At 34.2% G+C, this 24,816-nt stretch carries 25 protein-coding genes; 7 read left to right on the forward strand and 18 right to left on the reverse strand.

The annotated features are described in order from the left end of the window. Positions 1-60: 60 nt before the first annotated feature. The 4 genes from ACS8MM_RS06870 (at position 61) to lptB (ending at position 3,043) form a co-directional block, all read left to right on the forward strand. Positions 61-1,026, forward strand: a complete 966-nt coding sequence (locus ACS8MM_RS06870; RefSeq protein WP_379714548.1) for a KpsF/GutQ family sugar-phosphate isomerase — start codon at positions 61-63, stop codon at positions 1,024-1,026. A 1-nt stretch (position 1,027) separates the two neighbouring features. Beyond that, entirely contained in the window at positions 1,028-1,858 is an 831-nt protein-coding gene (gene tatC / locus ACS8MM_RS06875) for a twin-arginine translocase subunit TatC (RefSeq protein WP_379714551.1), read from the forward strand. Then, positions 1,833-2,183 (forward strand): carboxymuconolactone decarboxylase family protein, encoded by a 351-nt coding sequence (locus tag ACS8MM_RS06880; RefSeq protein WP_379714554.1) that lies wholly within the window; start codon positions 1,833-1,835, stop codon positions 2,181-2,183. Before tatC ends, ACS8MM_RS06880 begins: the two co-directional genes overlap by 26 nt. Positions 2,184-2,302: 119 nt before the next feature. Then, entirely contained in the window at positions 2,303-3,043 is a 741-nt protein-coding gene (gene lptB, locus ACS8MM_RS06885; RefSeq protein ID WP_379714557.1) for an LPS export ABC transporter ATP-binding protein, read from the forward strand. Positions 3,044-3,094: 51 nt separating this feature from the next. On the opposite strand, the gene ACS8MM_RS06890 is transcribed toward lptB, so the two are convergent. Beyond that, complete coding sequence (locus tag ACS8MM_RS06890; RefSeq protein WP_379714559.1) at positions 3,095-3,943, reverse strand: glycoside hydrolase family 25 protein; 849 nt, start codon at positions 3,941-3,943, stop codon at positions 3,095-3,097. A gap of 3 nt (positions 3,944-3,946) precedes the next feature. Next, positions 3,947-4,663: a CDP-alcohol phosphatidyltransferase family protein gene (locus ACS8MM_RS06895; RefSeq protein ID WP_379714561.1), complete on the reverse strand. Its 717-nt coding sequence runs from the start codon at positions 4,661-4,663 to the stop codon at positions 3,947-3,949. 197 nt (positions 4,664-4,860) lie between these two features. Here ACS8MM_RS06895 and ACS8MM_RS06900 point away from each other — a divergent pair, with 197 nt between their 5' ends. Both ACS8MM_RS06900 and ACS8MM_RS06905 read left to right on the forward strand, forming a co-directional pair. Beyond that, a complete protein-coding gene (locus ACS8MM_RS06900) occupies positions 4,861-5,853 on the forward strand; it encodes a PorV/PorQ family protein (protein WP_379715012.1) in 993 nt (330 codons plus the stop codon). A 35-nt stretch (positions 5,854-5,888) separates the two neighbouring features. Continuing rightward, complete coding sequence (locus tag ACS8MM_RS06905) at positions 5,889-6,989, forward strand: lipoprotein N-acyltransferase Lnb domain-containing protein (RefSeq protein ID WP_379714564.1); 1,101 nt, start codon at positions 5,889-5,891, stop codon at positions 6,987-6,989. Between the two features lie 19 nt (positions 6,990-7,008). Here ACS8MM_RS06905 and ACS8MM_RS06910 read toward each other — a convergent pair whose 3' ends face one another. From ACS8MM_RS06910 to ACS8MM_RS06960, 11 genes are all read right to left on the reverse strand, one after another. Beyond that, positions 7,009-8,397 carry an exopolysaccharide biosynthesis polyprenyl glycosylphosphotransferase gene (locus tag ACS8MM_RS06910; RefSeq protein WP_379714567.1) on the reverse strand — a complete coding sequence of 463 codons (1,389 nt, stop codon included), beginning with the start codon at positions 8,395-8,397 and terminating at the stop codon, positions 7,009-7,011. Between the two features lie 84 nt (positions 8,398-8,481). Next, positions 8,482-9,498, reverse strand: coding sequence for a glycosyltransferase family 4 protein (locus ACS8MM_RS06915; RefSeq protein WP_379714570.1), 1,017 nt, complete (start codon positions 9,496-9,498; stop codon positions 8,482-8,484). Beyond that, positions 9,458-10,684 carry an O-antigen ligase family protein gene (locus ACS8MM_RS06920; protein ID WP_379714572.1) on the reverse strand — a complete coding sequence of 409 codons (1,227 nt, stop codon included), beginning with the start codon at positions 10,682-10,684 and terminating at the stop codon, positions 9,458-9,460. Before ACS8MM_RS06920 ends, ACS8MM_RS06915 begins: the two co-directional genes overlap by 41 nt. Positions 10,685-10,821: 137 nt before the next feature. Beyond that, positions 10,822-11,895 (reverse strand): glycosyltransferase, encoded by a 1,074-nt coding sequence (locus ACS8MM_RS06925; RefSeq protein ID WP_379714574.1) that lies wholly within the window; start codon positions 11,893-11,895, stop codon positions 10,822-10,824. Next, the gene (locus ACS8MM_RS06930) at positions 11,895-12,938 is read right to left on the reverse strand and encodes a glycosyltransferase (protein WP_379714577.1); all 1,044 of its coding nucleotides are present in this window, start codon (positions 12,936-12,938) and stop codon (positions 11,895-11,897) included. The genes ACS8MM_RS06925 and ACS8MM_RS06930 overlap by 1 nt, the downstream gene beginning before the upstream one ends. A gap of 77 nt (positions 12,939-13,015) precedes the next feature. Next, a complete protein-coding gene (locus ACS8MM_RS06935) occupies positions 13,016-14,110 on the reverse strand; it encodes a glycosyltransferase family 4 protein (protein WP_379714580.1) in 1,095 nt (364 codons plus the stop codon). 89 nt (positions 14,111-14,199) lie between these two features. Next, positions 14,200-15,342: a glycosyltransferase family 4 protein gene (locus ACS8MM_RS06940; RefSeq protein ID WP_379714583.1), complete on the reverse strand. Its 1,143-nt coding sequence runs from the start codon at positions 15,340-15,342 to the stop codon at positions 14,200-14,202. After that, the gene (locus ACS8MM_RS06945) at positions 15,342-15,992 is read right to left on the reverse strand and encodes a CatB-related O-acetyltransferase (RefSeq protein ID WP_379714587.1); all 651 of its coding nucleotides are present in this window, start codon (positions 15,990-15,992) and stop codon (positions 15,342-15,344) included. Before ACS8MM_RS06945 ends, ACS8MM_RS06940 begins: the two co-directional genes overlap by 1 nt. Positions 15,993-15,998: 6 nt before the next feature. Further along, on the reverse strand, positions 15,999-17,381 hold the full coding sequence (locus ACS8MM_RS06950; protein ID WP_379714590.1) for a hypothetical protein: 1,383 nt from the start codon (positions 17,379-17,381) through the stop codon (positions 15,999-16,001). After that, the gene (gene neuC / locus ACS8MM_RS06955; RefSeq protein WP_379714593.1) at positions 17,374-18,501 is read right to left on the reverse strand and encodes a UDP-N-acetylglucosamine 2-epimerase; all 1,128 of its coding nucleotides are present in this window, start codon (positions 18,499-18,501) and stop codon (positions 17,374-17,376) included. The genes ACS8MM_RS06950 and neuC overlap by 8 nt, the downstream gene beginning before the upstream one ends. Before the next feature lies 1 nt (position 18,502). Next, positions 18,503-19,543 carry an N-acetylneuraminate synthase family protein gene (locus ACS8MM_RS06960; RefSeq protein WP_379714595.1) on the reverse strand — a complete coding sequence of 347 codons (1,041 nt, stop codon included), beginning with the start codon at positions 19,541-19,543 and terminating at the stop codon, positions 18,503-18,505. 24 nt (positions 19,544-19,567) lie between these two features. Between ACS8MM_RS06960 and ACS8MM_RS06965 the strand changes: the two genes are divergently transcribed. After that, a complete protein-coding gene (locus ACS8MM_RS06965; protein ID WP_379714597.1) occupies positions 19,568-19,777 on the forward strand; it encodes a hypothetical protein in 210 nt (69 codons plus the stop codon). Positions 19,778-19,798: 21 nt separating this feature from the next. Here the strand turns inward: ACS8MM_RS06965 and ACS8MM_RS06970 are convergent, their stop codons facing one another. The 5 genes from ACS8MM_RS06970 to ACS8MM_RS06990 are packed head-to-tail and all read right to left on the reverse strand — an operon-like array spanning position 19,799 to position 24,807. Further along, positions 19,799-20,476 (reverse strand): acylneuraminate cytidylyltransferase family protein, encoded by a 678-nt coding sequence (locus ACS8MM_RS06970; RefSeq protein WP_379714599.1) that lies wholly within the window; start codon positions 20,474-20,476, stop codon positions 19,799-19,801. 1 nt (position 20,477) lies between these two features. Then, the gene (locus ACS8MM_RS06975; protein WP_379714602.1) at positions 20,478-21,494 is read right to left on the reverse strand and encodes a glycosyltransferase family A protein; all 1,017 of its coding nucleotides are present in this window, start codon (positions 21,492-21,494) and stop codon (positions 20,478-20,480) included. Next, positions 21,485-22,633 (reverse strand): glycosyltransferase, encoded by a 1,149-nt coding sequence (locus ACS8MM_RS06980; RefSeq protein ID WP_379714604.1) that lies wholly within the window; start codon positions 22,631-22,633, stop codon positions 21,485-21,487. The genes ACS8MM_RS06975 and ACS8MM_RS06980 overlap by 10 nt, the downstream gene beginning before the upstream one ends. Next, positions 22,634-23,809, reverse strand: a complete 1,176-nt coding sequence (locus ACS8MM_RS06985) for a glycosyltransferase family 4 protein (protein WP_379714606.1) — start codon at positions 23,807-23,809, stop codon at positions 22,634-22,636. A 5-nt stretch (positions 23,810-23,814) separates the two neighbouring features. Continuing rightward, on the reverse strand, positions 23,815-24,807 hold the full coding sequence (locus tag ACS8MM_RS06990; RefSeq protein WP_379714608.1) for a glycosyltransferase family 2 protein: 993 nt from the start codon (positions 24,805-24,807) through the stop codon (positions 23,815-23,817). Positions 24,808-24,816: the final 9 nt, after the last annotated feature.

Genomic DNA, 24,816 nt, shown 5'->3' on the forward strand with positions numbered 1-24,816 from the left:
AATTTGCACTTATAAAGATACAAATTTCTTTTTCACACACAAATTTAAAACTTTTCTGTTTTGATATCAAAAGAAAATATTTTGGCCAGCGCCAAAAACACCATCTTATCGCAAAGTGAATCGGTGGCTCAACTAGTTAATTACCTGTCGGATGACTTTGCACAATCTGTAGAACTAATTTACAAAAGCAAAGGAAGACTTGTCGTAACAGGAATTGGGAAAAGCGCTATAATTGCACAAAAAATGGTTGCCACATTCAATTCGACGGGAACACCAAGCATGTTTTTACATGCTGCCGAAGCCATTCACGGAGATTTAGGCATGGTACAACCTAACGATGTAGTCATCTGCATTTCAAAAAGCGGTAATAGTCCAGAAATCAAAGTCTTGGTTCCGTTATTAAAGCGATATGGCAATCCATTAATTGGAATGACAGCCAATTTAACTTCATTTTTAGGCAAAGAATCTGACTTGGTTTTGAACGCCTTTGTAGAAAAAGAATCCTGCCCTAACAACTTAGCACCAACAAACAGCACCACTGCGCAATTAGTTTTAGGAGATGCAGTAGCCGTTTGCTTAATGGAATTACGCAATTTCAGAAGTGATGATTTTGCAAAATATCATCCTGGCGGCGCATTAGGAAAGAAATTATTATTACGGGTTAGCGACATGCTGGATAGAACCCACAAACCAATGGTCACACCAACATCATCTATAAAAGACGTGATTGTTGAAATTTCAGAAAAACGTTTAGGTGTTACTGCTGTTATCGAAGATAAAAAACTTGTAGGAATCATAACTGATGGTGATATCCGAAGAATGCTAAATAAAAACGAAACCATATCGGGATTGATTGCAAAAGACATTATGACTGTCAATCCAAAAACAGTACAACTAAACTCGATGGTAGTTGATGCGTTCAACACTATGGAAGATTTTTCCATCACTCAAATGGTGGTTGAAGACGATAGCGAATATGTTGGCATCCTACACATTCACGATATTTTAAAAGAAGGAATCATATAAAATGGCGAAGAAAAACTTAAGTGAAATGTCCTTTTTGGACCATCTTGAAGAATTGAGATGGCTATTAGTGAGAAGTTCAATTGCAATTGTAATACTGGCAGTTGCTGTATATTTTGTTTCTGATTATATTTTTAATGAAATTATTTTCGGTCCTACCAAAGTCGATTTTGTGACCTATCGCTTCTTTTGCGATGCATCACATTACTTGGGTTTTGCTGAAACCATCTGTATTGAAGAACTACCTTTCACCATTCAAAACACCAGCATGGAAGGACAAGTCAATGTTTTTGTATGGACTTGTATTACTGCAGGATTCATCTTGGGTTTCCCTTACATCTTATGGGAAATCTGGAAATTTATAAGTCCGGCGTTATATGAAAAGGAGCGCAAATACGCCAAAGTATTTGTATTCACAGCCTCTCTTTTGTTTTTCATAGGAGTTCTTTTCGGATACTATGTAATTGTTCCGATGTCGGTTAATTTCGTAGCCACATTTTCTGTCAGCGAAGTAGTTAAAAACGAATTCAATTTGGAGTCTTACATCAGTATGATCAAAACATCGGTGATTGCCGGTGGTTTATTTTTCGAACTGCCTATCATCATTTATTTGCTGACCAAATTAGGTTTAGTAACACCAACCTTTTTACAGAACACACGAAAATACGCCGTAGTTATCGTTCTTATTATCGCCGCTATTGTAACACCTCCAGATGTTGTGAGTCAGGTTACTGTAGCCGTACCGATGCTTTTAATCTATGAAATAAGCATCTTGATTTCTAAATTCGTAGTAAAAAAACAAGAAAAAAATGAGCAACTTAGTACAAGAGTTTAACGATTATCGTTCAAAAATGAACGAAAAACTATTAGCTGACGACAACAAAGTCATCAAACGCATTTTCAATTTGGACACCAACACTTACGCTGAAGGTGCCTTGGATGTAAAAACCAAAGAATTATTGGGATTAGTAGCTTCTGCTGTATTGCGTTGTGACGATTGCATTAAATACCATTTGGAAACTTGTTATAAATTAGGCATCAATCGCAAAGAAATGATGGAAGCCATGAGTGTAGCCACTCTTGTTGGTGGTACCATTGTGATTCCACACTTGAGAAGAGCTTATGAGTTTTGGGAAGCTTTGGAAGAATCAAAACAATAACCCGAACACAACGTAAGTCAAAATAAATAATTGTTAATTCAGTTATTGATTTATCCGGTTATTCGTTACTTTGTAAAACCTAAGGAATTTAGTTCCTTTACAACTTAGAAACATAAAAAATGATATTAAGAGCTGATCATTTAATCAAGACTTATAAAAAAAGAACCGTTGTTAAAGGCATTTCGGTTGAAGTGAATCAAGGTGAAATTGTTGGTTTATTAGGACCAAATGGTGCGGGAAAAACCACTTCATTCTATATGATTGTAGGCTTGGTAAAACCGAATTCAGGAAATATTTATTTGGATGATATGAATATTACTGATTTCCCGATGTACAAACGTGCTCAAAACGGAATTGGTTATCTGGCTCAGGAAGCTTCTGTTTTCAGAAAAATGAGTATTGAAGATAATATCATGAGTGTTTTACAATTAACCAATCTGACCAAAGCCGAACAAGAAGCAAAAATGGAAGCCTTAATTGAAGAATTTTCATTAGGACATATTCGAACCAATCGTGGTGACTTACTATCAGGAGGTGAACGTCGTCGTACAGAAATTGCCCGATGTTTGGCAACCGACCCTAAATTCATTCTTTTGGATGAACCTTTTGCAGGTGTTGACCCCGTAGCTGTTGAAGACATTCAACGAATCGTAGCTAAATTAAAGAATAAAAATATTGGAATTTTAATTACTGATCACAACGTTCAAGAAACACTTGCTATCACTGATAAGACCTACTTAATGTTTGAAGGTGGTATCTTGAAAGCTGGAGTCCCTGAAGAATTAGTAGAAGACGAAATGGTGCGCCGTGTTTACCTAGGGCAAAACTTTGAGTTGAGAAGAACTAAGATTGAGTTTTAACAACTCAAAAGTAAAAAGCGATTACAGCTATTACTATCGCTGTTTTCGCTTTTATTTTATTAGTATTTCTTTCATTTCAACCGAAGTACCATTGTAAATATTAATATCTACCGGACCTTTGATTCCGTATACTTTACCATTTTCGGAAAATTGCCAAATCGACCATTCATCGTCAATATCTTTGTAAAAAGCAGTATAATTAGCAATCCAGAACGGATAATTTTCAAAGTCATCTTTTAAAAAATCTTCATAGTAACTTTCACTACTATAAATTATCGGTTTCACACCATAGTGCTGTTCTACACGTTCCAACCAACGTCTCAAACCGACTTTCAATCTTTCAATGGATTGTTCTTTTGGTAATTTTTCTATATCCAATACCGGAGGAAAATCACCCTCAACCAAAGTTACTTGTTTTATAAAATTATCAGCTTGCTCAATAGAATTTTCATTAGGGCGATAATAATGATATGCTCCACAAATCCAACCTTTTTCTTTCGCTTTCTTCCAATATTTCTTAAATTTATAATCAGGTCTGTCATTTCCTACACTAGCACGAATAAACACAAATTCAATCGGATAACCACCTTCAATTTCTTTCACTTCATCCCAATCTATCTTATTCTGATACTCTGAAATATCAATACCGAAGGATTTCTCAATATGCGCATCCAAAACCTTATCTATTGGCATAGAACGCGCTTCGGAAAACAAAATTTTATCCGTAGTATAACCCAGATAACGTGCAAAAACACTTTTTTGACTATAGAGGAAAGTCAGTATACCAAAAGTCACAATCAATTTAAAAAAAAGTGAACTGGAAAAGAAAGAAGGTTTCGGTTCAACTCTCTTTTTAGACACAGGTTTTCGAGAAGAAGGTTTGCGCTTGGTGGTTGCCATTAATTAAGCTTCTTTTTTGGCCAAAAAATTATTTACAATTGAAATTAACACATAGAACAAAATCACCAGTGTTACACCTAAATAACCAAAGACCAACAACAACACAACTGAACTTAAAAGAAAAAACAACTGCAATGCATTTTTCTGAAAACTGAAATTTTTCACTTTCAGAGAAAACAATGGAATTTCAGCATTCATTATAAAAGCACTTAAAAAACAAATCAGAACTAATACCCATTCATTATTTAAAATACCATCTAGAAAATCAATATCACTATATAAAATAACCAAAGGAATGCTGATAATGAACAGCGCATTGGCAGGAGTTGGCAAACCGATAAAAGAATCGGACTGACGAGTATCAATATTAAAATTAGCTAAACGGTAGCATGCACCAAGTGTTATTACAAAACCAGCAAATGGCAAAAACTCTAAAGCATCCAAACCTGCAACCAATCTTTTTAAATACTCGTACATCACCAAACCAGGTACCAATCCGCTAGTAACCATATCCGCCAAAGAATCCAATTGCAATCCTAATTCACTTTGCACTTTGAACATTCGGGCAAAAAAACCATCAAAAAAATCAAGGAAAATTCCCAAACAAACAAAAAAGAAGGCCCATTCAAATTCTCCTTTCGAAGCATACGTAACGGCTACACATCCGGAAAAAAGATTTAAAAGTGTAATAACATTGGGAATTTGAGACTTAATGGTCATAGAAAACTATTTTAGAAGGTATTTATATTCGACAAATTTAATACAATAAGTTTATAAGTTGTTGAGTTTATTATATCAGATTTTTATTTCATCTTTGCGAAAATGTTTTTGTATTGAAAAAAAGTATCCTAATAGCGCTAATAACCATTGGTTTAAACGTCTCGGCACAAACAGTTCGTAAGTATTCAAATGAATTTATGAATATTGGTGTAGATGCCCGTGCCTTTGGTATGGCCAATACTATGGTTGCTCACACTGGAGATGTGAATTCGGGGTATTGGAATCCAACAGGATTGTTAAAAATCGAAGACCATGAAGCCAGTTTGATGCATGCCAGTTATTTTGCCAATATTGCGCAATACGATTATGTCGCTTATGCCAAAAAAATAGACGACCGAAGTGCTTGGGGAATGTCTGTCATCCGATTTGGAGTAGACGATATTTTAAACACCACACAGTTGATTGACGCAAACGGAAACATCGACTACAATCGTATCAGTTTATTTTCAACTGCTGACTATGGCGTAACATTTTCATATGCTCGAAAATTACCCATCCAGAATTTCCAATATGGTGTGAATGCCAAAGTAATCCGAAGAGTAATTGGTGAATTTGCCAGCTCGTGGGGATTTGGATTTGATTTCGGTATGCAATACGAAAAAAACAATTGGCAATTCGGCTTAATGGTTCGTGATATTACTACTACATACAATATATGGAATATTAACGAAGAAGAATTTAAAAAAATTCAGGACGCACAAACTGAAGATCCTTTGCAAAATCAGGATCTTCCGGAAAGCAGCGAGATAACTTTACCCAAAGCACAACTTGGATTGGCTAAAAAATTCGAATTCCATAACGACATGAGTCTATTGGCTTCAGCAAATTTAAATATGCAATTCCAACAAACTAAAGACATTATTTCTACTGATTTTGTTAGTATCTCTCCAGCTGTTGGATTCGAATGGGGTTATAACAATTTGGCATTTTTACGATTAGGCGCAGGTAATTTCCAAAAAACATTACAGCTTGAAGGAGGTGAAAAAACAAGTTTCCAGCCAAACATTGGTCTCGGATTTCAATATAAAGGAATTGCTGTAGATTATGCTCTTACTGATTTAGGAAATCAAAGTAGCGCATTGTATTCAAATGTATTTTCATTGAAAGTGGATTTATCCATTTTTAGATAGACTGTCCCACTGATTATTGATCGAAAAATAAAAAAATGAAAAAAAAACTGGCTTTCTTCCTTTTTTCACTACTGCCTTTTTGTTTATTCTCACAAATCAATCCTATAACTCCGCAAACACAAATCAGTATTTTAACTGTTGATGTTGCCAATGAGTCTCATACTTTATATGGACACACCGCCATAAGAGTCAAAGACGATTCGAATCATTTTGATTATGTATGGAACTATGGAATGTTCGATTTCAGAACGGAAAATTTCATTTTAAAATTTGTAAAAGGAGATTTACAATACTATGCCGCCGCATATCCATTTTCTGATTTTGAGTACAGTTACCAACAAGAAAACAGGACAATCTTTGAGCAAGTATTACACATTTCTTTGGAGGAAAAACAACAATTATTCGATCGTTTAACAAAATCCGTATTCACTGAAGATAAATTTTACACCTACAAATTCATTGATCGTAATTGTACGACCAAAGTTATTGATATTGTCAATGAGGTTTTAAAAGACAAACCCATTCGAAACACTTTACATAAAAACGAAAGCTATCGCACCGTTTTATATCCCTATCAGCAAGATCACTTTTGGATGAATTTTGGCATCAATATTATTTTTGGTCACAGACCCGATGAGCAGGCAGAAACCCTATTCCTACCTCTGGATTTGATGAGTGTTTTAGAAAAAACACAATACCAAGGTAAACCATTGGCTTCTAAACCTGCAACAATTTCTGTAAGTTTTGGTACAGAAAAAGAATTCAATTTTGCAAACAGCATTTACGCATTAATAGCCCTACTGGCTATTTTCATACTACTTAATCGAAAATTCACCAATATTATCTATTTTGGAACATTAGGTTGTATAGGTTTGCTGTTCACGTTTATTGGATGCTATTCTCTACACAAAGAGATACTTTGGAATTACAACGTACTTTTATTCAATCCTTTGAATTTAGCACTTATTTATTTCCTACTCAAAAACAACGCTGTATGGGTTAAAAAAATCAGCCGTGTATGTTTAGTGCTTTTAGCCATTTATTTGCTTTACATGCTAAATAAAGTGCATTTAACGATGGTTTTACCCATACTTATAGCTTCGGCTATACAGTTATTCCGATTAAGTAAAAAATAAATTGAACTATTTCTTATTTTTATTGTCCTCGGTAAAACAAAACAGTGCTTATCGTTTTTACCACAATATTAAGATCCAGGAATAAACTTCGGTGTTTAATATAATACAAATCGTATTGCAGTTTAATTAAACTATCCTGAAGTGTTTCGCCATAAGAATAGTTGACTTGCGCCCAACCTGTAAGACCTGGTTTTACTACATGACGAGTTTCATAAAAAGGCATCATTGCGGCAATTTCCTTCACAAAAACAGGACGTTCAGGACGTGGTCCAATAACCGCCATATCACCTTTAAGTACATTTATGAACTGTGGCACTTCATCCAATCGAGATTTTCTCAGTATTTTACCAAAAGTAGTTACACGCGAATCATTTGTTGTAGCAAATACAGCTCCATCTTTTTCGGCATCAATTACCATGGAGCGAAGTTTATAGATCTTAAATAACTTTCCGCTTTTACCAACTCTTTCTTGTGTATATAGTAGCGGCCCTTTATTCCCAATCAAATTACCCAATAAAATCAATGGAGTAATAATCAAGCCTACAAATAGACCGGTTACTGCCATAACTATCTCAACAGTACGTACAAAAATTAGGTATAATTTATTTTGATTACTTCTTGAAAAAGGAAAATATTTGTAGAAATCCTGAGACACATATTGAACCGGTATACGATGGGTTATACTTTCATAGACTTGAGTATATTCTCTGATTGAAACGCCATTTTCCAACAATTTAATTAGGATATTATAGAGTTCTACTGTGATACTTTCTGTTTTTTGAGAAGCAATTACAATCTCTGAAACATAATTTTTCTCTAAATAATCTTCCAAATCGTACAGTTCAATACCATCTATTTCCTTGAATTTAACAGTACTAACACCACTCAAATTAATAAATCCAACCACTTTAAAATGCGGATCCGTTTTTTGAATACCTCTAATTAATTCTGGCAATTCATTTTGATGACAAATAAAAACTGCCCTTTTCCAAAAACGATTGGAAGCAATAAATTTCACATAGACAATGCGCCAAAAAAGCAAGGAGCAAAAGATTCCAATATAAAAAAGAAATATTTGAAGTCGATTTTCCGGTAGCGCAGGTGTAATTTTGGGCGTTAACAAATAAACTAAAACCGTCAAAGAGGTAGTAAGTACAGTACTCTTTATGACCTGATATTGATTACTGGCTACCTGAAGATTGTACATCTCGAATACAGTACCGAAAAACAATAGATAAATTGACAAAACCAAAGTCCAATAGTAATTTACCGGAGAAATGGTAAAATAATTAAAATCAAAAATTGAACCTACAAGGTGAAGCATTCCCAATACAAAGACAACATCAACAACACGGAGCAATATCTTCCGTTCAGAAACCTCAAAATGTATCTTATTATTTGATGTCATTATAATGAATATGCTTTATCGAAATTAGCAAATATTTAACAGAAACCTTCCTTTTATTGGGCAAATAATCCAACTTCTTGCGCGTCAAGCATCGCTAAAAACATCAACCCATTGATTTCTAACTACTTTCCAATCCATGTCTTCTATTTTTTTACGAGCATTTGAAGTAATTTTTTTGGTCAGGCCTTCTTCTTGAACCAATTCCAAAACTGCTTCAAACATGGCTTCTGCATCATTATCATCTACCAGCAATCCATCTGTTTTATGTTCTAATAAAAAAGGAATACCGCCAACATTGGTTGAAACTACCGGTAAACCTAAAGCCATAGCCTCCATAACACTTACCGGCATATTATCAAAATGAGTTGTATTTACAAATACATTACAACATTCTGACAATGAAATCCATTCTTCTTTTTGTAAACCACCAGTAAAAGTAACTTCAACGTTTAGAGATTTTGCATAAACTTTAGTAGCATTAAGCGATCCATCTTTATCCGGCCCGACCATACATAATTCGGCATTAGGGTAAACTCTTTTTACTTTCTGAAATACATCAATAGCCATTTTAGGATTGTAAATACGAGCAAAAGCGCGTACCCACAAAATTTTGGGAGATTCAATTATTCTTGGAGTAAATGAGTAGTTTTCAATAGCTATTGAATTTGGAATATGAACCACATTAGAGTAACCATTACTTTCAAAAATGGATAGTAAGTATTTTGAAGGTGCCACATTCTTATAAGAATTCTTAAAAACAAGTGCTGTCAAAAAAGGATTTTTTCGTAAACGTGCTGGCAGATTACCACCATGAAGTATCGGAACATAGGGTATTCTTACAATTCGACATATTTGACTGACTAAAAAAGCATACCAAAAAGCAGATGTACTGTAAGTATCGATCAAAACCAACGATACAACATTTCTATATCGAAACACCGAAAAACACATATCAAACAATCTCAAAATTGGGTTTTTCTTTGAAGAAGCGTACTTTATTACAAAACCCTCATTTTGTAAAGCAGCGCCCAAGGTCTCGATTGTGGTTGCATTCAACCCTTTACCCGACAGTTTGTTCCCTATGTATAGCAGGTTTTTCAATAGTATAAACTTTTAATAAAGATAAAGCATAAATAAAAGCTGGTGCCGCAATACGCATGGCGGCGTGATTTATAGTAAGGAGCCAAAAAATTACAAAAGGTAAAATAAAAATATTCATTCTGTTATTAAAAGCCATTAGTAAGGGTGTAGAAAAAAGTATGAACAAACAGAACATTCCGAACATACCATGTTCGGCCAACATTCTGGATATTTCGTTATGAGATGCGGCTTCAATTCCAGTAGTTTCCTGACGGTACTCCCTATTTTTCCCAACACCTACACCAAGAAACGGGTTATCCAAAAACATTTGAAATTCCGACTCAATAAGCTTTTCCCTTCCTGTCAGTTTACTGGCTTTAACTCTTCCTTTGGCATCCTGATTGGCATAACGTTTATCAATTAGCCCACTTGTTTGTATTGAACTATAAGTCCAAATACCTGCAAATGCCAAAACCATTAAAAGAGCAAATCTAAATAGTACAGACTTGGCTTGTGCCTTGGTATTAAAAAAAATGATTACCATTAAAACAAAAATCATGATTCCACCTGCTATTACACCTCCTCTAGAAAAAGTCACAATTCCCCTAAATACAATCACTACAAGCAAAATAACGTCTATAATTCTATTTTTTTTAGATTCGGAAAATAAAACTATTTTGGTAAAAAATAGAAAAATCCCCAATCCAAGTATCGTAGACATTTGATTGGGTCCATATCCTCCGGAAGTAGCAAAATTAGACTCTGTATTGGTAACTACTTCTTTTATACTTGGGGTGTATAAAAAAAGGTAAACCACAATACAAATAATTGGAAAAGAAATTGCATGGAGTATATTTACCACTTCCTTCAACGTTACCTTTCTCCCAAAACAATAAATCGCTGAAAATGCCAGTGTCAGCGGACCAATAATATTGAAAGTGATGGCTTTTCGCACATCGGTATCGTAATTGAGTGTATACGCACCTACAATAACTCCTGGTATAAGTAAAATTATAAAAACTAAATAAGGATAAGCCACCTTCTCCACACCTTTATAAAATATCCCCAACAATAGAATCCCAATAATGGCAAATTTTGCATATTGCTCTATAAAATTGCCTTCCGTCATTCTTAAAAAAACCTCAACTCCTGTTAGATAACTTCCAACATACAAAGCTTCATTGTTCTTGTTTTCTGTCTTAATCACAATATAAAAACCAAAAAACAAAATGAGTAAAGCGTATAATTTTGATAAAACAGGCAACATAAACACGACAACACCGATAAATACGTGTAGCAAAACAAGTTGAAAATATGATATTTGTCTCCCTTCAGAATTCATAATTATACTGATTGATAAAAATCCAATGCTTTCTCAATAATTTTTTGGCTTGAGAAATTTTCATAAACATAAGACTTTAAATTCGAAGAATAAAACGTTCGCAACGATTCATCTTCTGTTAAACTAACAAATGCCTTAACCAATTCATTGGGCGAATGAGGATTAAACAACAAACCATTTCTTTGATCAAGAATAATTTCTGAACATTGACCTACATTAGTGCTAATAACAGCCAAACCTGCCTTACCATATTCCAATAAAACCACCGGAAACCCTTCAAAAGTCGATGCTAAAACACCTATAGATGCTTGTAATAAAATTGTATGTATAGCGTTCTGAGCACCATATAAAAACACGAATTCTTCAAGTTTATTCTCTTTTACGAACTGTTTTAAGGCATTAGAATAATCATCACCTGCATCATTACCCACAAGATGCAAACTCCAACCTTGTTCAAAAACCTTGGACTCCAGGAAGGCCTTTAGTAAAGTATGGTGGTTTTTGGGATTTCTCAAATTGGAGAGGCAGACAATTCTTTTTCCTTCTTCTCCTCTAAGAAGTGTTGCGTCCGATTTTTCTTTAATTTCAACGGTAAAATTAGGAAGATAAATAGAGTGTTTAGAAAAAAGACTTTTTTGAGCCCATTCTAATAATTCATTATTACAAGCAATTACGCCACTAAAGAAGAGTGAAGCTATTTTTATATACCAATTATTGGAAAGGCTATTTTTAATTCGATCACCATAATGATCATGCCAAATTAATTTCACTTTAAAATATATGATTTTCACCAATATACCCACAAAAAAGGAACTTCCATGAGCATGAATAACATCTATTTTATTTTCAGAAAGAAACGTTCTCAACCTAAAAACAGTCTTATAATCAAAAGCCCTTTTTTTATGAAGACAAATAAAATTCACATTTGAATGAATTTGATCTTTCAAAACACCTTCTTTTCGAGTAGCAACAATACCCGAAAAAGAAATTTCGTTCGCAAGAACATTAGCATAATTAACTGCCATTCGTTCTGCGCCACCTGCATCTAGACTATCTATAATTTGAACTACTCGCACTACTGTTGCTTTACTAATTTTGCTATTTCCTTTTCAAAATAGTCGATAGTGTACTTTCTGGACCATTCTGTAGCATGTTGACTAATCTGCTGGTACTGATCAGTATTATTCATCAATTCTATAATTTGCTTAATATCCTGATTGATATCCATTTTTAAAATACCACCTCTTTTTCCATTATCCAACATAAATGGGATACAAGACACTGCTGTTGAAAGAGGAACACACCCCCAAAACATTGCTTCGGCAACAGCTTTTGGCCAACCTTCACTTTTTGAAGGCAAAATCAGGAAGTGACTAGTTTGATACATTTCTTTCACGAATGCCAATTCTTTATTTCCATACAATGTAACCAAATCATTCAATTGATTCATTTCACAATAAGCACTTATTTTACTTCTCATTACTCCTTCACCTAAAACAGCCAACTTGACATCATATCCTTTTTTATATAAAGTTTCGACAAATTGGACGGCATATAAAGGTCGTTTCCCCTCCGATAATGTACCTACAAATAGGAATTGAATTGCACTGTTAAAATCCCTCTGAATAATTGGAGCTTTGGCATCTAATTCATGGTAGGTAGCTGTAAAAAAAGGCGTTATATTTTTTGATTGATTGTCCCATTCACCGTAAACCAAAACCTGCATATTTTTAGTTAAAAACCGATTGCTTAGTAACCATCGTTGTAATTTATAAGTCCATGGCTGTTGTGCATTTGGATCCCAATTTCCAGCATATTTAGCAGTCTTCGTTTTCCAAGGAAAAAAAATCTGAACAATAGCACCTATTAAACCCATATTTCCTGGACATCGCAAATGGATATGATCGGCCTTAGCCATGGCAAGATAAGTAACGTAGGCAATTTTAGGAACTAGGAACAACGCTCTAAAAATATTTTTGAAAGTAGTAATGTCGAATTCGGGAACTTTCTTCAAGCTGATGTTATCATACGAATAAGCTTCATGAATTTCATCAATTTCCTGAACAGCTAAAGGAGCGACAATAGTTACGCTATCCACATGACGCAACCAAATATTCATTTCCCTAATATAGGGAGCGTAACCATAATATTTATCATGTTTACTAATATGCCTAATATGAGTAATTATACAGAAATTCAAAATAATATTTTTGAAATGTTATCGAAGTATTGTTCGTTTGTAAATTTTGAAAGGAAAGTGGCCCTTGCTTCTTCCTGCATCTCACGGTGCATTTCAATATTTTTTTCTACCCTTAAAAAAACGGAACAAATCTCATCGTGGGTAGGATCAAATTTATAACAATCTTTTCCATCCGTAAGATATTTCGTCAATCCAGTTCCATTGGATATTAACAAAGGTGTTTTATTCATTAAAGATTCGATTCCGACTGTTGGTAAGTTATCAAATTTAGATGGAATAATCGTAAAATGACTAGCATTCAAATAGGCATCAACTTTATCATAAGACAAAGCACCAATAAATTTTATGTTACTAACTTCTTGAACTCTTTTTAACACTTGTTTTTCAAGATTACCACTACCCGCAATATTTAAAATGATTTTAGAATTTAAGTTCGTCCGTTGATAATCTTCAAATGCATCAATCAATTCCAAAATTCCTTTGGTATGATCCAGTCTCCCTAAATAAGAAATCTCAATGAAATCATTAGACAAATTTGGTTTGTTTTTTAATCGGTCTGCAATAGAATTCACCACCACAACTCCTTCTACGGAAAAATTCGCCTTCAAATCGGTTTTTCCAAATTCGGATGGACAAATAATTATATCGCAAAATAAATTATAAAAAAGTCGTTTTCGAATTCTCAATATTTTTTGCAGAACTCCATTTTTTTCCAGATCAACACTAATTGCTGAAGAGATTGTATGATAATAAACAACCGTTTTTATTCTTCCAAAGGAGGCCAATTTTGAAACAATCGAAGTGATATTACTACCAACAAAATGACCAATGACAACTTCGGGCTTGTACTGTCGATAAATCTTTAAATACCATAAAAAATCCGTAAAAGTAACTGGTCTTTTTTCAGAATGCCAAGATGTGACAATTATTTCACCAGTACCCACTTTAATATTTTCCTTTTCAGAAAAAAATGGTTTGTGAGAAATAAAAATTACCCGATTCCCTTTTTGTGCTAAATCGTAAGCTAAATAATAGCTCATGGCCGACACTGATTTAGCAATGAAATTGTGTGCTATTAATACGGTTTTCATATCTATTCTTGGGTTCTATACAGTTGAGAGTATCAAAAAAATCCCTTTCTTGATTTCTAACGGATTCTAAAAAAAGGTGTATTCCAATTTTAAAGAAGTGATTTATAGAATTTAAGGTTTTCAACCACTAATTTAGATAATTCAAAACGGTTTAGAACACTTTTTCTTGCTTCTTTGCTTATTTCATTGGCTTTTTCTTCGTGTTGCAATGCCCAAATTATTTGTTGAGCGATGTCTTTTGGATCATGAGGATTACAAAGTAAACCATTTTCACCGTGTTGAATAACTTCCGGACCTGGTCCTTTATTAGTAAAAATAACTAATTTCTCTACAGCCATTGCTTCAGGAGCAACTAAACCAAGTGTTTCAATATGAGAAGGAAATATACATAATTTGGCTTTAGCATAAATCTTTGGCACTTCAGAATATTCTCTAACCCCTTGAAAAATAACATCCGCATCAAAAGGATAAATTGAAGGTAAAACTTCTTTTTTTAGCATTTCTATATATGAACTCCCATCCGGAAAAAACCAATCCCTACCATAAATATTAAGTTTTACATCTGGAAATTCATTTTTCACAATTGGAAACGATTGAATTAACTGCCGAATTCCTTTCTTTTCACAAACTGAACCAGCAAAAGTGATATTACACGGCTCAACAGGAATATTCTGGGGCGAAAACACTTCCAAATTTATTGGATTAAAGATAACTTCAACTTTTTTATTATGATAACTTAAATACTTTTCCGTGTGATTTTTTACATACTTTGATACAGCAATAAAAGCATCTGCATGGCCAAAAGATCTCATTTCCTGAAATCCTTTCCATTTATTGATTCCTCTGTTTTCGCCTTCTGCAAAGAAATGATGCCCTCCATGCAAACGGATTACGTATTTAACTCCTTTAAATTTATTAATAAAAGCCAAATCCAACTCAGCCGATTCAACAATTTGAATAGGATTTTGCTTATGAATTTCCGCTAATTTTTTATTAATTGCCCATGAATTTAACAACCAGGCAATTCCTTTAGTTCTATTTCTTTTGATTCTATGAATCACGACTCCCGATTCAACTGTAGATTCACTTTGAGAGGTATAGTTTAAACCGACAATGCTTACTTGTATCTCTCTTTTAACCAATGCTTCTGCGATAGTTTTCACAAAACTTCCCAATCCTCCATGTGGAAAGCCAGGTTTTGGATATTCATGTGTTATAAAACAAATATGCATTAACTGTATTTTTTTATGAATTCTTCAATTGTTAGATAAAAATCATTTACTTTATCCTTAACTTCTTTGTCCTTCCAATCCCACCAAGCAATGTCATTCATTTTTCTAATTGTATCGTCATCATGCTTCATTTTGATAATTTTGGAAGGAACTCCTCCAACCACAGCATAATCCGGAACATTTTCCGAAACAATTGCACCAGCCAAAACAGTTACTCCATTACCTATTGAAACTCCTGGTAAAATAGTTGCACCATGACCAATCCAAACATCATTCCCTATACTTATATCCTTTTTTAGAGGAACAATCCTTTTTGTTATTTCATTTACTTTATAAAAATTCCCTTTTACAATTACAGAATCATTTTTATCTAAGATCTCATGAAAAAGTGGAAATGTTGTCACTTCACTTTCATTGTGATACCCTGAATCGCAAATAAAATTGACATGACTGGCGATAGAACAATACTTTCCAATTTCCAATTTAGAACTTTGATACCACCTCCAAACAACTGCTCCATTATCATAGGTATGATTCCCAAGAGTAACCCATTTTGCATCCTTCAAATTAGTTTGATTCTTATACTTCAGGTAATCATAATAACTAGTTCCTAAAATTTTCCAAGCAAGTTTTCGAATAATACCTATCATACTTTTTTATATTTCTAACACCTTTCTTATTCTTTGAGAAGAGGTCAGATGGTTTCCAATTACTCTTTCTTTCCAATCGGCAATATGATTTGCTGAATAATTATTTAATGCCTTATGAATCTTACTGACAATCTCTTCTTTATTGTTTAACCATATAACAGCTCTGCTATCTGGCATGCTCTTAAAATGTTCAAACTGGTAAATAGTATCCACTGACCATTTCTTTACTTTTTTTTGGGGTTGGTCATAATTAATAAAAATACACGGTTTATTAAACATCCCAAAATCAAAAGCCATCGTTGATCCAACATTGAGAACCACATCACAATAGTAAGCAGTTGAAACCAAAAGTTTTACATCTTCAAACAGTGGGTAAATAACTGTCCAATCATTTTTGTCTCTAAAATTCCAAACCGGAGGCGCTACTTTAATCAAATCTGGATATTTTTGAATCACAAGGTCAAATCGCCCGGATAAATCTACAGGGCATCTACGTAGTAAAATCTGGTATTCATCTTCTAAATTATGTTTCTGTAATTCATCGGCCAAATTTTCCAGATACATAGGATCATCAGGTGAAGTTAAAGCATCATCTCCAGAATAACATATTATTTTTTTATCAGTATCGAGGTTATATTGTTTGTAAAAAATATCTTTGGGTATAATATTGGATGGATTTCCATAGAATTCAAATTGTGGTGTTCCTGTAACCAAAACATCTTCTTCTGAAATTTCAGGATAATAACCTTTCATTTCCTGTTTCATATAGTCTGACCAAACCAAATATTTATCAGCCTTAACTGCCATTCTTGCTTTAGGCAAATTATCCCATGAAAAAACCACTGTTGTTGTTTTAATTCCCAAATCTGATGCTGCTTCGAATATTGGTGCTGCCTGAACTGCTCTTTGGTGAGAACAAAAAACAACATCGGGTTTAATTTCTTGAATTTGACGGGTAACTTTTTCGTAAAAAGGATTATTTCGCATCGATTTTTGATGCATATGTTCCAGTTTGAGAATAGTATCATAGTTTTTTACACCTAATGATACCCACTCAATTAACTTATAAAATAGTTTTTTGGATAGTTTTTTATGGTTTGTATTCCAATTGGTCAAAAGGGTTGAATTTGCCAACTGCTTGGCATTTTGCTTCAAACGGCAAAGACATATTAATTCCCGTAGAAATTTTTCTTTTGCCGATTCGGAGTATTTTGGGATTACAATATCCTTTGCTATTCCAGTCGTGTTTTTTATGTCAACAACTGTCTTTTGATCAAAGCTATGGTATAAAACCAATTCTGCATCCGCATTTTTAAAGATGTCAGAATAAAGATAGTTTCGAATACCTACTCCATCAGGAAACAACAACAAAATTCTTTTTTTACCCATGTATATCTCTGAACTGTTTTTGATGATTCAGTTGCCAAATATCGTTCTTTTCCAACGATTGCAAAAACAATTGCGCACTGTTTCCCTTTCCGAAATCGCTATTGGTAACCTGTACCTTATGATTATCAATTAACTGTAACGCATCAATTATGCTTTTCTTATCATAACTGACATTAATAATATCAGCATGGAGCGATCTGTTTTGCTGTCTTGTGCCGATATTGATAATGGGTAAACCATAATAAGGTGCTTCGCGGATACCGGCACTACTATTACCGATGATAAACTGCGATTTTTTGAGCAATGTTAGGAAATATTCAAAGCGTAAGGAAGGAAAAATACGGAAACGCGGATTTTCTTTCAGTTTTTCATAAGCATTCAGAATAGCATTACTTCCTAAATCATTGTTAGGAAAGATAATTACATAGTTATGATGGTCTTCCAATAAAGCTTCCACAAAATCATTGGCATACTGCTGCATGTATTTAGCTTCGGTGGTTACCGGATGAAACATGGCGACAGCATACTGTTCAAATTCGATTTCGTAGTATTTTTTTGCCGTATCCAAATCCGGCAATGTATTCGAGAACATGATATCCACATCAGGTGATCCGATAGTAAAAACAGATTCTGACAGTTCACCCATTTGAATCAGGCGATTTTTAGCCAAATCATTAGAAACAAAATGGACATGACTCATCTTACTAGTTGAGTGACGAATTAACTCATCAATAGTTCCTGATACTTCTCCACCTTCAATATGTGCCACTAAAATGTTATTCAGCGACCCTACAATAGCACCAGCTAAAGCTTCTACCCTATCCCCGTGGATGACGATCATATTAGGATTGCATTCTTTAACATAAGATGACAAACCTTCTATGGTTTTTGCCAAAGTCAAATCCATGGTTGTTTCATGGGTATGATTTTCGAAAGTATGCACGTTAGAAAAACCGCATCGCTCTATTTCCAGGAGTGTATAACCGTATTCTTTTTGCAGATGCATACCCGTCACGAATACAAACACTTCAAACTCGTCATGACTTTCAAGTATTTGAATCAGTGATTTGATTTTACCAAAATCAGCTCTAGTTCCGGTCAGGAAAAGTATTTTTTTCATGTTAACTGAAATCACTCCAATCTAATTGTTCATCGTTTTCAATGGCACGAGTTGCTTTTTTACCCAATAATTCTTCAAAATGTTCGGCAAGGATTTTCCCGGTACCTGGTCTTTTCACCCAGATATTGTCTTTGGTTAAAACCTCACCCTTGGCGATGGGTTGAATTGTACACACTGTTGCGAAAGCAAAATCAATGGTAACTTGTTCTTCATCCGCTGGTTTTTTTGTACCACCACGCATCAAAGCCATTTCGGCACTATTGACAATTAATTCTTTGCATGCCTGTTCATCCATGCTGCAAACGATATCCGGACCAGTGCGTTGCATATGATCGGTGAAATGTCTTTCCAATATTGAACCACCCAATGCTACTGCACCCAAACAAGCATTGTTGTTCAGGGTATGATCGGACAATCCGAAAACTTTATCCGGAAACGCCTGATGCATTTCCATCATGGCGCCGAAACGCACCAAATGGATTGGTGTAGGATACAAGTTAGTTGTATGCAGTAATGCTACAGGCACTTTATGTTTATCAAAGATGGCTACTGCCTTTTGAATACTTTCGATGGTATTCATTCCGGTACTTAGAATGACCGGTTTTCCGAAAGAAGCAATATGTTCCAGTAACGGATAATTATTACATTCACCCGAGCCGATCTTATAGGCCGGGATATCAAATTTTTTCAATCTTTCCGCAGCAGCGCGTGAGAACGGCGTCGAAATAAAGATCATACCGTTGCTTTCCACGTAGTTTTTCAGTTCCAACTCTTCTTCTTCATTTAAAGCACAACGCTCCATGATTTCGTAGATAGAAACATCGGCATTACCGGGAATTACCTTTTTAGCAGCACCACTCATTTCATCGGCAACGATGTGTGTTTGGTGTTTTACCACTTCCACTCCGGCTCTTTTGGCAGCATCTACCATTTCTTTGGCAACCAATAAAGAACCTTCATGATTGATTCCTATTTCTGCAATGACTAAAGGCGGATAATCTTGGCCTATTTTACGGCCTGCTATTTCTATATATGGATTCATATTTTGAATTATGAGTTATGAATTATGAGTTATGGTTCAACAAACTTTATTATTGGCTCAACAAACTTTACTGTTGACTCAACAAACTTTATTATTGACTCAACAAACTTTATTATCGACTCAACAAACTTTGCTATTGGCTCAACAAACTTTACTATTGGCTCAACAAACTTTACTGTTGACCCAACAAACTTTACTGTTGACCCAACAAACTTTATTTTTGGCTCAACGTAAAATTTATGTCAATTATAAAAACTAAAGATTAAGAACGAACTTTTGGTACAAATATAAGGCATAATCAAAGTCTTCCTGTGTGTCAATATCCACGATTGCGAAAGGATGATTGACAAGCAAAGGAAACGCTTCGTTACTAATGATGATATCTTGTATAATCAAGGAAGCTTTAGTAATATAGAGCAATCCGTTTTCGAAATACAACGGTTCGAGATCCTGGCTACGCTGTCCTACTTCATAATTGAAAGGTACAAATTGATCGTTTACAATTCTCCCAAACTTTTGATGATTACGAGTTACCGTAAACAAACTATCATGGTTATTTTTATTGAATAGTTCAAAGGCTTCGTTGAGTAAATTTTCAGGGCGAAGCGGATTAGTGGGTTGCAACAAAATTACATTCTCTACGTTCTCCACATTATCTTCACTACTTTGCAAAACATGTTTGAGAGCAGAGACAGTAGGTTCCAAATCGCCTGAAATAGCAGAGGGTCTATCGACCACTTTAGCTCCGTATTCCACAGCTACTTTTTTAATCGCTTCATCATCGGTGGAAACATACACCTCATCAATGCAACTTTGATTTTGAGCATATCGAATACTGTGAGCAATGAGTGGTAAATCGCCCAACAGTTTAATGTTCTTTCCGGGTAGTCTTTTAGAACCACCACGGGCAGGGATTATGGCTATTGTTTTCATATTAATACCTAATGGACTCCGTTTTAGTTAACCCCTTACTTTGCAGAAACAGTTCCCACAATGTTTTTCTGAAAATCAGTCTAGAAAACAAGCCGTTTTTAAACCAATTTGAAAGGGCATTGCTTGTACAACTTTTTAAAACAGGCGGAGGCACAAACTCATGATTTTCATTTAGTTTCCCTATTTCTATCTCCATCCATTCTTCTAAAGTATTTCCCATATGCAGCGTATGATTATCCAATGTTGATAGTCTCCAATATCCATTATCTACAACTGGTTTGTCAAGTAAATCAGTTTCACTAGTGCCACCTAGACTAAATGATGAATACCTCATTTTTATAGCATCAAAAATATCACCTCTGTATGTTGCTACAAAATGTCCAGATCCAACAACTGCTTTCTTTTTATTCTTTTCAACAGTAAGATATTTATTCAAATGCAGCTCATCAAAAAGACCTGGTGACCCAATACTTTTAGCAAACATATCCATTGCTTGTGGATTGACAACCTCAGTAAATTTGATTGTATTTGAAAAGAAACTATCAAAAATCACATTAGAAGTAAAATATTTACACATCCTAGAATTGGGTGTTGTAGCAACTGAGCCTGCTTTTGGGAAAGCGTCAAAAACTTCATAAGTAGCTTTTTGCCATTCATTTTGAAACAAAACATCAGCATCGGTTATAGTAATCAATTTAAATTGATGCCCTATTAATCCTTTAAGAATTGCATTTAGTTTACCAATACCCGTGGTATGAATTACCTCTTGAAGTTTTCCCTTGTGGTATAAATCATCCAGGTAATCCTTAACATCGGTGCAACTTCCGTTATTAACAACGGTAAAATAGGTTTGACTATAACTCGTTTTAAAAAGAGACTCCAGACACAATTTTAAGATTTGCAGACTGTCTTTAAAGTACCCCACTTGATTTGGAATATACACCGGGATTATCACCTGGTGAAAATAGTCCGATTTATCCAGTAATTTATCTTTATTCGGATTATAGCCTATTCGCATAATTCATTTTCAATTCGGTGGTATAAAGCTACTATTTTTTGCTGAATAATTTGATAATCGAGTCTTTCTGTTGCTATTTGTTGATTGATTTCAAAAGCCTTTCTCTTCAATTCATCATCTTTTAAAGCCTGACTAATTTTAATCCTTATTTCTTGAATATCATCGGGGTTGTTTATCAATAAACCATTTTTACTGTTGTCTATTATTTCTGCTGTCACACCACCTGGATTGGATTGAATTGGAAATGCCCCCATGATAATTGCTTCCAAAAGCGTATTTGGCATTCCGTCTGAACTACTATTTCCAATATAAATCACCGATTTCCCCATTAGTGCTATTATTTCTAAATGAAGTAATGCATTTCGGTCATAAATCCTAAAAGGCAAGTTATTTTCCTTTATATACTCCGTAACAGATTGATGTGCACCAAATACAACCACCTCAAATTCATTTATATCATATAATAGCTCGTGAAGTGCTTTGACACTATTTAAGCCTCTGCCAATTCCGTGTTCATATCCTTTCACAAGAATTATTTTTCGATCTTCATGTGTCATTATACTCGATTCAAACCTATCCAAATGAAAGCCTCCACCCCCAGGAATTACTCCGGAGAACACGCCTTCAAATCCCAGGCTCGATGCCAAGTTATAATCTCTTTCACAATCGGTATGAAGATAATTAATTCGACTTAAAACGCCCTTAATTTGTGGCAGATCCCGTTTAGAGTTCTGATAATAAAACAAATCGCTACCCCAACAGGAATACAGCCAATTCAGTTTAGGATATTGACGCATTGTTTTCAACAGCGGATAACTACAGTTTTGCATTTCAAAACTATGCACCAAATCCGGTTGGATTAGATGTATGATTTTAGTCAACTGTTCATCAACGGTTGTTTCTAGAAAAGGTTGAATAGTATGATACAGCGCGGGTAATTTTTTTCGAAGAAAATATTCCCCTTTAACGTGAGGCAGTTTTCTTTTCTTCCATCCGGTAATTTGAGTGATTGGGACCGAAACCTCCATTTCGCCTCTGTCCAGGATATCAAACCAATACAAATCATGGCCGCTACCGGATAGATTTTCAATCCAACGGACAACATGTATTGAGGGCATGGAAATGAAAAGTATTTTCATCTATGAATATTTTTCAAATAGTGCTTTTAATCTTGAGCAATAATTTTCCAAACTGTATTTCTTTACCATTTCTAGGTGTTGGTCGCCTATCTTTTTTCTGAGCATTTCATTTTCAAACAATGTAATTAATTTATTTTCCAAAGCAACTACATCATTTTTAGGGATTAAAAAATCAGACTCTCCCATTAACAATCTGCATCCAACGTGATCTGTGGCTATAATTGGTTTTCCGTATAACATATACTCCATTAAAACTGTTGGAGCTCCTTCAAATTCTGACACCAGTACCCCTACATCAATACAACTTAATACTTTCTCAACTGATTTTCCCGAAAGCAACGTTACTTTATCTTGAATATTCAGTTGCACTGATAAATCCACTAATTTTTCATATTTGGCGAGTGTAGAAGCGTCATTGTCTTTATTTCCTAAAAACAATAAATGTACATTCTTTCCACTTTCCATTTTACTAAAAGCTTCCATCAATAGTTCTGGATGTTTTTGATCTCTGAAATGCGCTATCATTCCATAAACTATACTTTCTTCCGGAATATTAAATTCTTTTTTTACATCTATTGGATTATGATCAACCCTTTTGAATGAAACGTATTGCGTTAACAAATGACAATCTTCTCTTTTGATGCCGTATTTTGTGATAAATGTTGTAAAACCGTCTTCTGCATTAGCACAGATAAAAGGAATTTGTTGAATCGCCTTTTTTTCAAGTTTATCATAATAATAATTATCACTTTCGCCCAATTCATGCCAAAAAGTATACTTAGCTCCCACGTCTTTATAGATTAGGGCTGACAATTTTGATGCAAAGTTCATATACGGAATAATAACATCCGGTTGCATTTTCTTTATTCCTCTTTTTACTTTTGCCAAATATAAATAGGCACGTAGTGTTTTCTTAAAATTCTTGTAATTAAATCCTTTTCGAATGGCTAATGAAGGTGTTCCAAAGAATTCAATAGTATCGACCTCACATTCTAAAGCAAATTTTCTAAACTCATCTGTTTGCGAATCAGAATGAGTAGCCACAAAATGGATTTTACAATTGTATACTTCCTTCAGATGAGCAGCCAAGCCTAAAGCCTGTCTTTCTGCACCAGCCAAAGAACAAACCTTAATGATAAAAACAACTGTCTTATTTTTAAAAGTGAATTCACTCATACCTTTTACTTGTAAATTATTTTCATTAATTTAAACAAACCTATCCCTTTAACGAAGTACAATTGAAACAACACCCGCTGAACAAAATTGTACTTTATACTTTGCCATTGACTTAAATAGTTCTTTTGAGACAAAATATTTAAAATCTGTTTATTTTGATTACCTAAAAGTTTGACATCTTCAATAACAACCCCTTTGAATAATTTTTTATACGAACTAACGATCAGACCTTTAACTTTTATTTTTTTGAAGTCATCAATTTTCTCAGTTAATAGAAAAGCATCAATACTTTGGATAAAGGTACAAAATGACTCCAGCATTCTTAGTTTAGCGTTAGAATTGGAATATTTTTTCACATAGTCTTCATCATTTCGGTAATAACAATCGACAATGTCAAAAAATTTATACCGTCCTGATTTCAATATGACTTTAACGGCCAATTCAAAATCTTCAAAATTCGTTAGCTTTTCGTCGAACCCACGGACTGATTTCAATAATTGCGTTTTATAGATTGGACTAGTTATTGCCCAAACCCCGTGCAAATGAATAAAAGAGTGTAAGACTAATTCTTCAGAAATATCAAATTTTATCCTTTTTACAGAATAATCGGGTTGCGTTTGAAAACGTTGCATTTGAAAAACAAGAAAATCATTGTCTTTATTCTCTTCGAAGTATTTCATCCTATTTTCAAGACAATCCGATGAAAGCAAATCATCGGCATCTAAAAAAAGGACAAATTCACCTTTTGCTTTTTGAATTCCTAAATTTCTGCTTGAAGAAGGCCCTTTTGGTAATTTTATATCTTTTGGTAAAAAAACAAAACGAGGATCAGAGTTTGCAAAATCCTTAATAATTAGTTCCGAATCATCTGTCGAGCCATCATCAATGATTATACATTCCCAATTCAAATAACTCTGATTCAAAACACTTTGAAGAGTATCTTTTATAAAACTCGCTTTATTATAACTCGGAATGATAATAGAAATTATTGGGTTCAAGACTTTGCT

It is taken from the genome of Flavobacterium sp. MAHUQ-57, from assembly GCF_051908335.1.
In the GTDB taxonomy this organism is placed as follows: Bacteria; Bacteroidota; Bacteroidia; order Flavobacteriales; family Flavobacteriaceae; genus Flavobacterium.

Coding starts and splice junctions, on each gene's coding strand:
- ACS8MM_RS06945 (WP_379714587.1), bottom strand. CDS start 15,992: ATGATAGGTATTATTCGAAAACTTGCTTGGAAAATTTTAGGAACTAGT.
- ACS8MM_RS06965 (WP_379714597.1), top strand. CDS start 19,568: ATGAGTTATGGTTCAACAAACTTTATTATTGGCTCAACAAACTTTACT.
- ACS8MM_RS06935 (WP_379714580.1), bottom strand. CDS start 14,110: ATGAAAACCGTATTAATAGCACACAATTTCATTGCTAAATCAGTGTCG.
- ACS8MM_RS06940 (WP_379714583.1), bottom strand. CDS start 15,342: ATGCATATTTGTTTTATAACACATGAATATCCAAAACCTGGCTTTCCA.
- ACS8MM_RS06910 (WP_379714567.1), bottom strand. CDS start 8,397: ATGACATCAAATAATAAGATACATTTTGAGGTTTCTGAACGGAAGATA.
- ACS8MM_RS06980 (WP_379714604.1), bottom strand. CDS start 22,633: ATGAAAATACTTTTCATTTCCATGCCCTCAATACATGTTGTCCGTTGG.
- ACS8MM_RS06905 (WP_379714564.1), top strand. CDS start 5,889: ATGAAAAAAAAACTGGCTTTCTTCCTTTTTTCACTACTGCCTTTTTGT.
- ACS8MM_RS06985 (WP_379714606.1), bottom strand. CDS start 23,809: ATGAGTGAATTCACTTTTAAAAATAAGACAGTTGTTTTTATCATTAAG.
- ACS8MM_RS06900 (WP_379715012.1), top strand. CDS start 4,861: ATGAATATTGGTGTAGATGCCCGTGCCTTTGGTATGGCCAATACTATG.
- ACS8MM_RS06950 (WP_379714590.1), bottom strand. CDS start 17,381: ATGGGTAAAAAAAGAATTTTGTTGTTGTTTCCTGATGGAGTAGGTATT.
- ACS8MM_RS06960 (WP_379714595.1), bottom strand. CDS start 19,543: ATGAATCCATATATAGAAATAGCAGGCCGTAAAATAGGCCAAGATTAT.
- neuC (WP_379714593.1), bottom strand. CDS start 18,501: ATGAAAAAAATACTTTTCCTGACCGGAACTAGAGCTGATTTTGGTAAA.
- tatC (WP_379714551.1), top strand. CDS start 1,028: ATGGCGAAGAAAAACTTAAGTGAAATGTCCTTTTTGGACCATCTTGAA.
- ACS8MM_RS06930 (WP_379714577.1), bottom strand. CDS start 12,938: ATGAATATTTGGTTGCGTCATGTGGATAGCGTAACTATTGTCGCTCCT.
- lptB (WP_379714557.1), top strand. CDS start 2,303: ATGATATTAAGAGCTGATCATTTAATCAAGACTTATAAAAAAAGAACC.
- ACS8MM_RS06895 (WP_379714561.1), bottom strand. CDS start 4,663: ATGACCATTAAGTCTCAAATTCCCAATGTTATTACACTTTTAAATCTT.
- ACS8MM_RS06970 (WP_379714599.1), bottom strand. CDS start 20,476: ATGAAAACAATAGCCATAATCCCTGCCCGTGGTGGTTCTAAAAGACTA.
- ACS8MM_RS06890 (WP_379714559.1), bottom strand. CDS start 3,943: ATGGCAACCACCAAGCGCAAACCTTCTTCTCGAAAACCTGTGTCTAAA.
- ACS8MM_RS06880 (WP_379714554.1), top strand. CDS start 1,833: ATGAGCAACTTAGTACAAGAGTTTAACGATTATCGTTCAAAAATGAAC.
- ACS8MM_RS06975 (WP_379714602.1), bottom strand. CDS start 21,494: ATGCGAATAGGCTATAATCCGAATAAAGATAAATTACTGGATAAATCG.